Raw genomic sequence first — 13215 nt, forward strand, 5'->3', positions numbered from 1 at the left:
GGGCTTGTTTGTAAGTGAGGCTTCCTTTTTCAACCTCATCAACTACAGTGAGTTTAAAAGCGAGGGAGTAATCGCGCTGAGTTCTTTTAGTTGTTGATTTCATAACACTCTCCAATTTTTTTGGGGGAAAGTGTCAACCTTATTTAGGACGGCACAATAAATACAAAAAAAGCTAAGTGCCATTAGCACTTAGCTTTTTTCACTAGAATGCGGGTTAGTTCTATTTTTCCCAACGCTGTGCAGCTTGATGATCGGTGTCGCGCGACTCAATCCAACGATCTTCATTCGTCGTACGCTCTTTTTTCCAAAATGGTGCTTGGGTCTTCAGATAATCCATGATGAACTCGCACGCATCAAATGCCGCGCCGCGGTGCGCACTAGAAACGCCCACAAATACAATTTGATCACCGCTATCCATGTCTCCGACACGATGAATCACGCGTACACCTAATAGTGGCCAGCGAGACTCAGCTTGATCGCAAATGTCGCTCAAGCTCTTCTCTGTCATCCCCGGATAGTGCTCTAGATGTAAACCAATCACATTATCCCCAAGGTTCATATCTCGAACTTTACCAACGAATGTAACGACAGCGCCGGCAGCCGTCCCTTCAGATAGACGTTGATATTCTTGCTCAACCGAAAAGTCTTCAATTTGTACAGAAACACGAGAATCCATCTTAACCCCCAGTTACCGGCGGGAAAAACGCAACTTCATCACCTGCTTTTACTTGTGTATCCAGAGGGACGATAGATTGGTTCACTGCAGCAAGTAGCTTTCCTGACTCGAGTGCTAAATCCCACTTGCCATCTTTCTCAGTGCCTTCTTCCACTAGATGTGCACGAATTGATTCAACCGTTTCAAACGGCCCGTCTAACTCAACACTGTCGATGCCAATCAGCTCGCGAGTTTGAGCAAAGAAAAGTACTTTAATCATGATTCCACCTTAAAGTGACCAGATTTACCACCCGTTTTCTCTAATAGACGAACTTGACCAATGACCATGTCTTTTTGTACTGCTTTACACATATCGTAAATCGTTAGAGCAGCAACGGAAGCTGCCGTGAGCGCTTCCATTTCCACACCAGTTTTACCCGCAAGTTTACATACTGATTCGATGCGAACTTTGTTCTCTGCTTCGATAGCTTCCAGTTGAACTTCAACTTTAGAGAGTAGTAGCGGATGACAAAGTGGAATCAAATCCCAGGTTTTCTTCGCAGCTTGAATACCAGCAATACGAGCCGTCGCAAATACATCACCTTTATGGTGCTGGCCAGAGACAATCAGTTGAAGTGTTTCTGGGGCCATGTGAACAAATGCTTCAGCACGAGCTTCACGAACCGTCTCCGTTTTTGCTGACACGTCAACCATGTTTGCTTCGCCAGAAGCATTGATATGTGTAAATTGGGTCATTGTTTTTCCTTCGCTTTTAGGAAAGGTTATACAGATAGGTGTGGCATGAAGTTACAAGGGCGATGACTTGCATCCAACTGCTGTTTAATAATTTTTGTCCAGCCTGTGCGGCACGCACCAGTTGAACCTGGCATTGCGAAGATCACGGTGTGGTTAGCAAAACCAGCAATCGCACGAGACTGAATCGTAGACGTACCGATCTCTTCGTACGACACCATACGGAACAACTCACCAAAACCTTCAACTTCTTTATCAAATAGAGGCTTAAGTGCTTCTGGCGTGCTATCACGTGAGGTGAAACCTGTACCGCCAGTAATCATGATCGCTTGTACGCTTTCATCAGCAATCCATTGAGAAACAATCGCGCGGATCTTGTACATGTCATCAATAACAATTTGCTTGTCTACTACGTTGTGACCCGCTTCTTGAGCATGCTCAGCTAGGTAACGACCAGAGGTATCGTTTTCTTCAGTACGAGTGTCAGATACCGTTAGAACGGCAATATTTGCAGGTTGGAATTTGCTTTCAGCGTGACCCATTTGTTCACCTATTCTCTTAATTAGCTTTGATACGCTTGGTATCGATTCGGAAAAAGTTAGAGCCAGCTTATCACTAAGCTCGCTCTAAAAGTTGAATGAAGTTAGCCGCCGATAGACGCGAGGTGTGGCGTCATACCAGTATTGCCATCATGCAAGAAATGGCTTACCGACTTGGTTTGTAACTGCGCCTGGATACGTTCAATAAGCTCACTCTCTTGCTCATCACGTTCCAAAAGATCACGCAATTCTACACCGTAGTCTCCAAACAGACATAGGTGCAGCTTACCCATCGCAGAAACGCGCAGTCGGTTGCAGCTTTCACAAAAGTCTTTTTCATAAGGCATGATAAGACCTATTTCACCCTTGTAATCAGGATGAACAAATACTTGCGCAGGACCATCATTATGCGAGCGTACTTTCAGCAACCAACCATTTGCAATTAGCTGGTTACGAATTGCCACTCCGGATACATGGTGCTTATTAAATAGCTCATCCATCTCACCCGTTTGCATCAACTCAATGAAACGCAGTTGGATTGGACGATCTTTTATCCAGTTAAGAAACGCTGGCAGCTCGTGATGGTTCAGATCTTTCATCAACACCACATTAACTTTTACTTGCTCATAACCGACCTCGAACGCACGTTCGATACCATTCATGACTTCAGTAAACTTATTTTCACCTGTGATTTGATGAAACATACGCGGGTCAAGGCTATCCACACTGACATTAATGTGGGTTAAACCCGCTTCACGCCAATCTGCGACTTGTTTTGCCATGCGATAGCCATTGGTTGTCGTTGCAACTTTTTGAATGCCAGGCGTCGCCGCTACTGAATGGATTATGTCGGTAAAATCTTTGCGTAAGCTAGGCTCACCACCAGTGATGCGCACTTTTGACGTGCCACAATCAGCGAATGCTTTTACGACCCGTTTGATTTCAGGGAGAGATAAAAAAGACGAGTTTTTATTGCCCGAAGGCTTATAGCCATCAGGAAGGCAATAGGTACATTTGAAATTACATACGTCGGTCACAGACAGACGCAAGTAATAAAACTTACGATGAAATTTGTCTTCGAATTGTTGCGCCACGGAACACCTTTCCAAACACGGGAGGCATGGCCATTTCCAATCATGCCCTTGTGACAGTATGCCACTGGCTCAAAACGCTTATCCAAGGACTTAGCAATAGTGAGCTCGGAGTTATGGCAACCAGAGATATGAAATCTCTGATAGCTTTGCGGTGTAAAATACTTAATATTTGTAATGGAATCCAGACTTGAGTGATAAAAAACTCTCTAGAGACACAATTTACCGCTAAGTGAGTACCTTTAAGACACTCCTTAAGATAAATTGTAGCCGTTTTTTATTAGATTATTAGAAGAACATAATGAATATCTACACAGATAAAAAAGTGGTCGCTGTTGGCGGTGGTCATGGCTTAGGTCGAATGCTGGCCGCATTACGAGATTTTGGCAGCAATGCAACTGGGATTGTTGCCACGACTGACAATGGTGGTTCAACAGGAAGAATTCGTCACTGCCAAGGAGGAATCGCTTGGGGAGACACACGTAACTGTATTAATCAGCTCATTACAGAGCCTTCAATCAGTTCGATGATGTTTGAATATCGCTTCAAAGGCACTGGCGAACTTGATGGTCATAATCTTGGTAATTTGATGCTTACTGCACTCGATAACTTATCGGTCAGGCCTTTAGATGCCATTAATCTGATTCGCAATATGTTAAAAGTCGACGTTAACATCCTTCCTATGTCCGAACACCCTTCCGATCTTTCCGCGTTATCCGTAGATGGGAAGTGGGTTACGGGAGAAACAAATGTCGACGAAATGAAAGCAGACTTGCGACGTTTGGATCTTTCACCAGAAGTGCCTGCTACCAAAGAAGCCATCACAGCTTTGGCGGAAGCGGACGCGATTATTCTTGGCCCTGGCAGTTTTTTAACTAGTATCATGCCTCCTTTATTGCTGCCTGAACTCGGCAAAGCGATTGCAGCAAACACAAAAGCAAAAGTCATTTTTGTTGCTAACCTGAGCCCAGAATACGGCCCAGCAGGACGTATGACGATGGCTCAAAAGTTAGAATGGTGTGAACGTGCCTGCCAAGGAAGAAAAATAGACGTGGTTCTAGCAGAGAAAACCGAGCAAGACGTCTTAAGTCAATGGAATGTAGTGACGGAGTCACTCGCCTCCTCTAACCGAGACTGGCGTCACGATAGAAACAAGCTCAAACTAGCGATTGAAAATCAGCTACAACTTTCTATTTAAGAGCACGTTACCTGGCTAGCGCCCTCTTTTAAGTTGTTTATTGATAATGAAAACCCTTCTGTCATCGAAGGGTTTTAGTTCAGACATCCAGTAAGAACAGATGTTTACTAAGAAAAAATGGTTAATAAGAATAAATAGCTACTTTCGCCAAGAGCGATAAGCATCTCTAGTTTCGTGCAAAAGATCGAACATAGCCTCTAACTCCTCAGACTCCGCAGTCAACTCACCGGCTTTCGCTTTTTTGTCTATGGACATCGCCAGTTCACAAAGGCGATCTGCCCCAAAGCTCGCAGCACTACTTTTCAACGCGTGGCTGATTTCTTTTGAGTAAGCTAATCGCTCTGCCCCCTGCAGTTTGGATAAGTTCTCGATATAGGTATCCATTTCTCCTAGGAAGATATCGAACAGTACAGGTACGTTGTCACTGCCAATTTCCATCGACAGTTCATCTATTTTTTGCTGATTTAATACATTTACACTCATACTTTTTGCCGCTCTTCCTTGCCGTTCCATGCCTGTAACTTGCGGTAAATCGTCGACGGACTGACATCAAGGTATCCCGCCGCTCGAGGAATATTGCCATCACATGCTTCAATCGCTTGCTCGATTGCCATTTTTTCCGTCATCCATAATGGCATAATCTCAGATGCGGTCATCGCTTTCGGCTCAATTAATTTAGTCACAGACGACGGACGGTCAAGCGGTTGATTCAACGGTGGCGGTAACATGTCCAACGTAATCTCTTTACCGTTGTTTAGAACAACGATATTGCGTAGCACGTTTTGTAACTGACGAACGTTACCCGGCCACTCATAGTTGTTGAATCGCTCGATGACATCAGGCGCAAAACGTATGAAGCTTTTTCCTTCTTCGTGTGACATGTAACCTAACAGTGAGTATGCAATTTCAATAACATCTTCGCCTCGTTCGCGTAAAGGCGGTAAATGCAAAGGAATGACATACAAACGATAGTACAAATCTTCACGGAATCGACCTTCTTGTACCTCTTTCCAGGGATCACGGTTAGTGGCACAAACAAAGCGCACATCCACGCTCTTCATTTTTGAGGAACCCACTTTTTGGAATGTGCCCGTTTGAATAAATCGTAGCAACTTGGTTTGTAAATCCAAGTCCATCTCACAAAGCTCATCTAGAAAAAGTGTGCCGCCATCCGCTAACTCAGCAGCACCTTGACGATCATTCGCAGCACCAGTAAAGGCCCCTTTTACGTGACCAAACAGTTCACTCTCAATCAAATCTTTTGGAATTGCAGCACAGTTAATTGCAATAAAAGGTTTGTCACCACGTTTACTTGCTGCGTGAATAGCCTCGGCACACACCTCTTTACCAGTACCACTTTCACCTGTGATAAAAATACTCGCTTTACTGCTCGCCGCTGAATCTATCGTACGGTAAACCTGCTGCATGGTTTGGCTACTGCCGATAAACCCCTGATAGCTCTGATTACCTGGATTATCGGCTTCATTTTTTAGTTTGGTCGCTTTACGAATGGCATTGTTAACCGTGACACGTAAACGGTCTGCTTCACACGGTTTGATTAAAAAGTCTTGTGAGCCATGACGCATGGCCTCGACAGCGGTATCGATAGAACCGTGAGCGGTCATAAAGATTATAGGTACGTCGGGATGACTCTTTTTAACGGCATGTAAAACGTCCATCCCCGTCATATCTGGTAGACGGAGATCGAGTAAAATAAGATCTGGAATTCGATGATTTAGGCTCTCAATGGCATCCCTACCTGTGCCGACAATATTGATATCTATGCCAAGCGGTGTCAGGTATGAGCGGTACAGAGCCGCAACAGATGCGGTGTCCTCGACCATTAAAAGGTAACGAGACTTTGGGCCTTCGGGTTTTTGTTGCATAACCTAGCTATTATTTTGTTGTGTTTTAAACAATAATCGCATTACGCTTTGCATTTTGCAAATAACATTAGCTAAATTATGGGCAAAGGAAAAAATTCAAAAATAATATCAATTATTTAAAAAGTGGCACAAACCATGCTGTAACGATAGTGACCCCTCGGGTCACCTAGCCAACTGACGTTGTTAGTGAACGATATGTTCACAAAACAAGCCAATAGACCCGACTGCCTATTGGCTTCTTTTTTTTACAAGCGACCTAAAATGCTTGGATAGCTAAATCGGTAAGTTTGTTCAACTATTTGCGATGAACTGCGCTCGTAGTTTTTCAATCTCGTCACGCTTTTGTGCCGCTAACTCAAATTCTAAATCTTGCGCATGCTGATACATCGCCGCCTCCAGTCGACTGATTTCTTTTTCTAGCTGCTGAGGGGACAGTGCCTCGTAAGTTTGCGAAGGCTCCGCCACTTTCGATAATGGTACCTGTTTAGTGTTACGCTGGCGTTTAGACTTAGTGATATCGCCAAGTTCCATGATGTCTTTGATATTTCGTTTGAGCGCTTGTGGCGAAATACCCATTTCTTCGTTGTACGCTTCCTGCTTCTCGCGACGACGGTTAGTTTCATCCATCGCCTTTTTCATTGAGTTGGTGATTCGGTCAGCGTATAGAATCGCCTTACCTTCGATGTTTCGCGCAGCACGACCAATGGTCTGAATGAGTGAGCGTTCAGACCGCAAGAAGCCCTCTTTATCCGCATCCAAAATTGCAACTAACGAGACCTCTGGCATATCCAGGCCCTCTCTCAATAAGTTGATTCCCACCAGCACGTCAAATTCTCCAAGGCGAAGGTCACGAATAATTTCCACACGCTCAACAGTATCAATGTCTGAGTGTAAATAACGTACCTTAACATCATGTTCGTGAAGGTATTCGGTGAGATCTTCAGCCATTCGTTTGGTCAGTGTTGTAACCAGAACTCGCTCATCTTTAGCAGCGCGAATACGGATCTCAGACAATAGGTCGTCGACTTGGGTCGCTACTGGGCGAACCTCCAACTCAGGGTCAAGCAAGCCTGTTGGACGAACGACTTGATCCGCTACATCACCCGCCGATTTTTCTAGTTCGTAATTTCCGGGCGTAGCAGAGACGAAAATCGTTTGTGGCGCTAGTGCTTCAAACTCCTCAAACTTCAGTGGACGATTATCCAAAGCTGAAGGTAACCGGAAACCAAACTCCACCAGCGTTTCTTTACGCGAACGGTCACCTTTATACATGGCACCTATCTGCGGTACTGTCACGTGAGATTCATCGATGATCAACAAGCCATCATGAGGTAAGTAGTCAAACAGGGTTGGTGGCGGCTCACCTTCCGAGCGTCCACTGAGATAACGAGAATAGTTTTCGATACCGGAGCAAAAGCCCAACTCATTCATCATTTCGATATCGAATTGAGTGCGCTGGCTAATTCGCTGCTCTTCCAGTAGCTTGTTGTTATCTAGAAGCTGCTTTTTGCGCACTTCTAGTTCGACTTTAATATTTTCAATCGCTTCAAGAATGCGATCTCTTGGCGTGACATAGTGCGTCTTGGGATAGATGGTATAGCGCGGCAAGTCTCGTTGTTTGACCACGCCTGTCAATGGGTCGAACACACTGATGCAATCCACCTCATCGTCAAACATCTCAACGCGTACAGCGTCTTGGTCTGATTCAGCAGGGAATATATCAATCACCTCGCCACGGACACGGAACTGCCCTCGCTCAAAAGCAACATCATTGCGCGAGTATTGGAGCTCCGCTAGGCGACGAAGCATATCACGCTGATCAATCACATCTCCACGTCGCAAATGAAGCATCATTTGTAAGTAGGATTCCGGATCACCCAAACCATAGATAGCTGAAACCGAAGCAACGATAATAGCGTCTTTCCGTTCCAATAAAGCTTTAGTGGCAGACAGTCGCATTTGCTCAATGTGGGCGTTAACCGAAGCGTCCTTTTCAATGAAAGTATCTGTTGTGGGAACGTATGCTTCAGGTTGGTAGTAATCATAGTAAGAAACAAAATACTCAACCGCATTATTAGGAAAGAATGACTTCATCTCACCATATAACTGAGCAGCAAGCGTTTTGTTTGGCGCAAGTAATATTGCAGGTCGTTGGGCTTGAGCAATCACATTCGCTAGTGTGAAGGTTTTACCTGAGCCTGTGACCCCCAACAATGTTTGATGTGCTAGCCCAGCATCGAGCCCCTCAAGCAACTGATTGATCGCTCCTGGTTGATCGCCCGACGGCTGATAATCGGAGACCAATTCATAGACTTTACTCATACCCTTCCTCAATTTTACTGCGCTAAGGCTGTATATATACACCTTAGCTAATGAAATCTACGTCTATCGAGAATTTAACCATCATTGTTAATAAATTTTCTTGTTTGTCTAGAATGCTATAGCCATACAAAAGTGACTCTGATATAGTACTTCGCCCTAGTTGAAGAGCCACACACATTCTTCACATTATAGTTTCCACAACTTTTCCCCAAAAATTAGCTTAAAACTTTCTTATCCCCAAAAGATTGATTTTTATCCACTTTGAATACATTTTGATTAAGATCGATAAATCTCTGTTTTATTTGCTTATTTTACGCATAACTCCGACTAAAAATTCATTAAATGAAAACTTAGTTGCATATCAATTTTCTTTACCCAGATCTCATCAACATACTTATCCACAAATTTAGTGGATAACTAACTTCGAGCCTTTACTGGCAAGCCATACAGAAAAGTAAAGCCCTTAAATCAATATTTTTTGCTAAAAATGTATTTTTTTACTGTTGACAGTAGTTTGAGTGCTCGGTAAGATTCTTCCCGCTTTCAAGCAAAGCAATTCCTCCTTAGCTCAGTTGGTAGAGCGACGGACTGTTAATCCGCAGGTCGCTGGTTCGAGCCCAGCAGGAGGAGCCAGATTATAGAAAAGCCGTGTCGCAAGACACGGCTTTTTTGTATCTTAATCACCATGAAATCTAAGCCAATCTAGGCGCCATAAAATCACACCGAAATAAGTTCAAATTACAGAACTCATAACATTGTCATAGATAGTGTTCTCACAGCACCACACATTTAATTCTGTCTCTTTTCTAGCAAAACACAATCGTAAATATTTGAATCTATTATTAATGCAATTTAATCATTAAAAAAATGAAAAGCATTCATTTTACTCATAATAAATAAATCCATACGATTAAAAGGGTTAAGAATGGTTCCGTCCTACTCGTCGCCTCCATTCTAATTATCAATAACTTAGGGATTTACTTATGACTATTCCGACAACTGACATGCTAGATGCATGGGCTGGATTTACTGCTGGTGAATGGCAAAACTCTGTCAACACTCGTGACTTCATCCAAAAAAACTATACACCCTATGAGGGAGACGAGACTTTCTTAGCTGAAGTTAGCGAATCCACTTCAGCATTATGGAACCAAGTGCTTGAAGGCATAAAACAAGAAAGCCGCACACACGCCCCTATTGATTTTGACACAGACTTGCCCTCAACAATCACTTCCCACGATGCAGGCTACATCAACAAAGATCTGGAAAAGATCGTTGGCTTACAAACTGATCAACCGCTAAAACGTGCAATCATCGCCAATGGCGGGATTCGCATGGTCAAAAACTCTTGCGAAGTTTATGGCCGCGAGCTGGATCCAACGGTTGAAAAAATCTTCACTGAATACCGTAAAACTCACAACAAAGCGTGTTTCGACCTTTACACCAAAGAAATCCTAGCGTGTCGTAAATCCGGCATCATTACGGGTCTTCCTGATGCCTATGGCCGTGGTCGTATTATTGGTGACTATCGCCGTCTCGCCCTATACGGTATCGACTTCTTAAAAGCAGACAAAAAAGAACAATACAATTCAACACAAACGTTCTTAGAACAAGGCAACGATCTTGAGAAAACACTTCGTCTTCGCGAAGAAATAGCCGATCAAGTTCAAGCACTTGAAGACATTCGTCAAATGGGTCTGAAATACGGTATTGATATGTCGCTACCTGCAAAAACAGCACAAGAAGCGATCCAATTTACCTACTTTGGCTACCTAGCGGCGGTTAAATCGCAAAACGGCGCAGCAATGTCACTGGGCCGTACTTCGACTTTCCTAGACGTCTATCTAGAACGCGATATCGCAAACGGTTTGATTGATGAATCACAAGCGCAAGAAATGATTGACCACTTCATCATGAAGCTACGCATGGTTCGCTTCCTACGCACACCAGAATACGATTCATTGTTCTCTGGCGACCCAATCTGGGCAACCGAAGCCATGGCTGGTATGGGCGTTGATGGCCGTACGCTAGTATCTAAAACGACATTCCGGTACTTACATACACTACATACTATGGGCCCTGCTCCTGAGCCAAACATGACGATTCTTTGGTCAGAGCAATTACCTGAAGCGTTCAAGCAATACGCTGCAAAAGTGTCGATTGATACCTCTTCGGTTCAATACGAAAACGACGATCTAATGCGTCCTGATTTCAACAATGACGACTACGCGATTGCCTGTTGTGTGAGCCCGCAAATTGTTGGTCAGCACATGCAATTCTTTGGTGCACGTGCCAACCTTGCAAAAGCGCTGCTTTACACCATCAATGGTGGTATCGATGAAAAATCGAAAGCGCAAGTGGGTCCGGTAGTGGACAAAGTTCAAGATGAAATTCTCGACTTTGACGCTTTGATGCCTCGTTTCGACAACATGTTGGAATGGTTAGCAACGCAATACGTCACAGCGTTGAACATCATCCATTACTCACATGACCGTTACAGCTACGAAGCGTCACTGATGGCATTGATGGATCGCGACGTGCACCGCACGATGGCGTGTGGTATTGCAGGTCTGTCTGTTGTTGCAGACTCTTTAGCAGCAATTAAATACGCAACCGTGAAACCCGTTCGTGATGAAGATGGCATCGCCGTTGATTTTAAAATCGAAGGTGATTATCCAAAATTTGGTAACAACGATGCCCGTGTTGATGACATCGCTTGTGATCTAGTTGAGCGCTTCATGAAGAAAATTCAGAAGATGCACACCTACCGCGAAGCAGTGCCAACTCAATCGATTTTAACAATCACATCTAACGTGGTTTACGGTAAAAAAACGGGTAATACACCTGATGGCCGTCGCGCAGGTATGCCTTTTGGACCGGGTGCAAACCCAATGCACGGTCGTGATGAAAAAGGGGCGGTTGCGTCTCTGGCATCGGTTTCTAAATTACCGTTTGCTTACGCTAAAGATGGTATTTCTTACACTTTCTCAATTGTGCCGAGCGCATTGGGTAAAGATGACTTGAGTCAGAAGAAGAACCTAGCTGCGCTAATGGATGGTTACTTCCATCACGAAGCAAGCAACGAGGGCATTGCGATTGAAGGTGGTCAACACCTTAACGTCAACGTTCTAGACCGAGAGATGTTATTGGATGCGGTTGAACATCCAGAGAAATACCCTCAGTTGACGATTCGAGTGTCTGGTTATGCGGTACGTTTTAACTCTCTAACGACAGAGCAACAGCAAGACGTCATCACTCGTACTTTCACAAGCAAGATATAAACATAGTCCATCAAGCACTCAGAAGATTTAAATAATTAGCTTGTAAATATGCATTGCCTGCCTCTCTTTTCTACCTGGGAGAGGCGGGCTTTTTTTAAAATCACACATTAGATGAAAATTAATAGGTAGTATCCTCTCGCTAACAATACATTCAGCAAACGATTCAATTTCTTATTGATTCATCAAAATAGATCAAATAGACGACTATTTTTCCATCGTGTATGTAAAACCACATCGTTCACTGGTTGTTATTGGTGTCACAAAACACGATAATATCAAGATCGGATTTTAAGAACGTAATAACTATGACCGAATATGTTTTGTTGTTGGTCGGCACTGTGCTGGTGAACAACTTTGTACTGGTGAAGTTTTTGGGCCTATGTCCTTTCATGGGTGTGTCCAAAAAACTGGAAACAGCAATAGGTATGGGCTTAGCGACAACTTTTGTGCTAACGCTCGCGTCAGTGTGTGCGTATTTAGTGGAAAGCTACATCCTTCGTCCACTAGGTATTGAGTACCTTCGAACCATGAGTTTTATTTTGGTGATAGCCGTTGTGGTGCAGTTCACCGAAATGGTTGTGCACAAAACCAGCCCGACGCTTTATCGCTTGCTTGGCATTTTCTTACCGCTGATCACAACAAACTGCGCAGTATTGGGCGTGGCACTTCTTAACATTAATGAAAACCATAACTTTATTGAATCGATCATCTACGGCTTCGGCGCCGCTGTTGGTTTCTCATTGGTGTTGATACTTTTTGCATCCATGCGAGAGCGCATAGCCGCCGCCGACGTTCCTGTACCTTTTAAAGGTGCATCAATAGCAATGATTACAGCAGGTTTAATGTCACTCGCCTTTATGGGCTTTACAGGTTTGGTGAAGTAAGCGATGAGTACGATTTTAATTGCGATTATCGCGTTAGCGGTTCTGGCTGCGATTTTCGGCGCGATACTTGGTTTTGCTTCTATTCGCTTTAAAGTTGAAGCGGACCCTATTGTGGATCAAATCGACGCCATTTTACCGCAAACTCAATGCGGTCAATGTGGCTACCCTGGTTGCCGCCCTTATGCTGAAGCAATTGCAAATGGCGACCACATAAACAAATGTCCCCCTGGTGGTCAGGCAACAATCGAAAAGCTCGCCGACTTAATGGGTGTTGAGCCAGAAGAATCTGCGCACGATCTCGACAGCAAAATTCCAACCGTTGCGTTTATTCATGAAGACATGTGTATTGGCTGCACTAAGTGTATTCAGGCGTGTCCGGTGGATGCAATTGTAGGCGGAACAAAGGCGGTCCATACCGTAATCAAAGACGAATGTACGGGCTGTGACTTGTGTGTTGCCCCATGTCCGACTGATTGTATTGAAATGATTCCTGTGGCAACGACCACAGAAAGCTGGAAGTGGCAACTTCACTCCATTCCAGTACTTAACATTACGGATGCTGCCGACAATGCAGCGAACGTGAAAGATTCAATTAAGTAAGGTTTC

At 44.1% G+C, this 13215-nt stretch carries 12 protein-coding genes, 1 tRNA gene and 1 riboswitch; of the genes, 5 read left to right on the forward strand and 8 right to left on the reverse strand.

Going from position 1 to position 13215, the window contains the following annotated elements; genetic code table 11:
• Positions 1-220 precede the first annotated feature (220 nt).
• The 5 genes from moaE to moaA form a co-directional block, all read right to left on the reverse strand.
• Positions 221-676 carry a molybdopterin synthase catalytic subunit MoaE gene (moaE, locus tag R7Z78_RS09380; protein WP_005380781.1) on the reverse strand — a complete coding sequence of 152 codons (456 nt, stop codon included), beginning with the start codon at positions 674-676 and terminating at the stop codon, positions 221-223.
• A gap of 1 nt (position 677) precedes the next feature.
• Positions 678-935: a molybdopterin synthase sulfur carrier subunit gene (gene moaD / locus R7Z78_RS09385; RefSeq protein ID WP_005380780.1), complete on the reverse strand. Its 258-nt coding sequence runs from the start codon at positions 933-935 to the stop codon at positions 678-680.
• A complete protein-coding gene (moaC, locus tag R7Z78_RS09390) occupies positions 932-1411 on the reverse strand; it encodes a cyclic pyranopterin monophosphate synthase MoaC (protein WP_005380779.1) in 480 nt (159 codons plus the stop codon). The genes moaD and moaC overlap by 4 nt, the downstream gene beginning before the upstream one ends.
• A 26-nt stretch (positions 1412-1437) precedes the next feature.
• Entirely contained in the window at positions 1438-1950 is a 513-nt protein-coding gene (moaB, locus tag R7Z78_RS09395) for a molybdenum cofactor biosynthesis protein B (protein WP_005388935.1), read from the reverse strand.
• A 101-nt stretch (positions 1951-2051) separates the two neighbouring features.
• The gene (gene moaA / locus R7Z78_RS09400; protein ID WP_005380776.1) at positions 2052-3041 is read right to left on the reverse strand and encodes a GTP 3',8-cyclase MoaA; all 990 of its coding nucleotides are present in this window, start codon (positions 3039-3041) and stop codon (positions 2052-2054) included.
• Positions 3030-3164: riboswitch (molybdenum cofactor riboswitch) on the reverse strand. It overlaps the preceding gene by 12 nt.
• A gap of 175 nt (positions 3165-3339) precedes the next feature.
• Here moaA and R7Z78_RS09405 point away from each other — a divergent pair.
• Complete coding sequence (locus R7Z78_RS09405; RefSeq protein WP_005388931.1) at positions 3340-4236, forward strand: YvcK family protein; 897 nt, start codon at positions 3340-3342, stop codon at positions 4234-4236.
• A 138-nt stretch (positions 4237-4374) separates the two neighbouring features.
• On the opposite strand, the gene luxU is transcribed toward R7Z78_RS09405, so the two are convergent.
• The 3 genes from luxU to uvrB all read right to left on the reverse strand — a co-directional run bounded on the left by luxU (position 4375) and on the right by uvrB (position 8444).
• Positions 4375-4719 (reverse strand): quorum-sensing phosphorelay protein LuxU, encoded by a 345-nt coding sequence (luxU, locus tag R7Z78_RS09410; RefSeq protein WP_104975499.1) that lies wholly within the window; start codon positions 4717-4719, stop codon positions 4375-4377.
• Positions 4716-6122, reverse strand: coding sequence for a quorum-sensing sigma-54 dependent transcriptional regulator LuxO (gene luxO / locus R7Z78_RS09415; protein WP_169644366.1), 1407 nt, complete (start codon positions 6120-6122; stop codon positions 4716-4718). The genes luxU and luxO overlap by 4 nt, the downstream gene beginning before the upstream one ends.
• A 291-nt stretch (positions 6123-6413) precedes the next feature.
• A complete protein-coding gene (gene uvrB / locus R7Z78_RS09420; protein ID WP_017636056.1) occupies positions 6414-8444 on the reverse strand; it encodes an excinuclease ABC subunit UvrB in 2031 nt (676 codons plus the stop codon).
• Positions 8445-9001: 557 nt separating this feature from the next.
• Here uvrB and R7Z78_RS09425 point away from each other — a divergent pair.
• From R7Z78_RS09425 to rsxB, 4 genes are all read left to right on the forward strand, one after another.
• A tRNA-Asn gene (locus R7Z78_RS09425) sits at positions 9002-9077 on the forward strand.
• 350 nt (positions 9078-9427) lie between these two features.
• Entirely contained in the window at positions 9428-11725 is a 2298-nt protein-coding gene (gene pflB / locus R7Z78_RS09430) for a formate C-acetyltransferase (protein ID WP_104975500.1), read from the forward strand.
• Between the two features lie 305 nt (positions 11726-12030).
• Positions 12031-12609, forward strand: coding sequence for an electron transport complex subunit RsxA (gene rsxA / locus R7Z78_RS09435; protein ID WP_005380762.1), 579 nt, complete (start codon positions 12031-12033; stop codon positions 12607-12609).
• A gap of 3 nt (positions 12610-12612) precedes the next feature.
• The gene (gene rsxB, locus R7Z78_RS09440; RefSeq protein WP_005380760.1) at positions 12613-13209 is read left to right on the forward strand and encodes an electron transport complex subunit RsxB; all 597 of its coding nucleotides are present in this window, start codon (positions 12613-12615) and stop codon (positions 13207-13209) included.
• The last annotated feature ends 6 nt before the right edge of the window (positions 13210-13215 follow it).

The sequence above is a fragment of the Vibrio sp. 1167 genome, assembly GCF_033340375.1.
In the GTDB taxonomy this organism is placed as follows: Bacteria; Pseudomonadota; Gammaproteobacteria; order Enterobacterales; family Vibrionaceae; genus Vibrio; species Vibrio alginolyticus.

Coding starts and splice junctions, on each gene's coding strand:
- moaE (WP_005380781.1), bottom strand. CDS start 676: ATGGATTCTCGTGTTTCTGTACAAATTGAAGACTTTTCGGTTGAGCAA.
- moaD (WP_005380780.1), bottom strand. CDS start 935: ATGATTAAAGTACTTTTCTTTGCTCAAACTCGCGAGCTGATTGGCATC.
- moaC (WP_005380779.1), bottom strand. CDS start 1,411: ATGACCCAATTTACACATATCAATGCTTCTGGCGAAGCAAACATGGTT.
- moaB (WP_005388935.1), bottom strand. CDS start 1,950: ATGGGTCACGCTGAAAGCAAATTCCAACCTGCAAATATTGCCGTTCTA.
- R7Z78_RS09405 (WP_005388931.1), top strand. CDS start 3,340: ATGAATATCTACACAGATAAAAAAGTGGTCGCTGTTGGCGGTGGTCAT.
- luxU (WP_104975499.1), bottom strand. CDS start 4,719: ATGAGTGTAAATGTATTAAATCAGCAAAAAATAGATGAACTGTCGATG.
- luxO (WP_169644366.1), bottom strand. CDS start 6,122: ATGCAACAAAAACCCGAAGGCCCAAAGTCTCGTTACCTTTTAATGGTC.
- uvrB (WP_017636056.1), bottom strand. CDS start 8,444: ATGAGTAAAGTCTATGAATTGGTCTCCGATTATCAGCCGTCGGGCGAT.
- pflB (WP_104975500.1), top strand. CDS start 9,428: ATGACTATTCCGACAACTGACATGCTAGATGCATGGGCTGGATTTACT.
- rsxA (WP_005380762.1), top strand. CDS start 12,031: ATGACCGAATATGTTTTGTTGTTGGTCGGCACTGTGCTGGTGAACAAC.
- rsxB (WP_005380760.1), top strand. CDS start 12,613: ATGAGTACGATTTTAATTGCGATTATCGCGTTAGCGGTTCTGGCTGCG.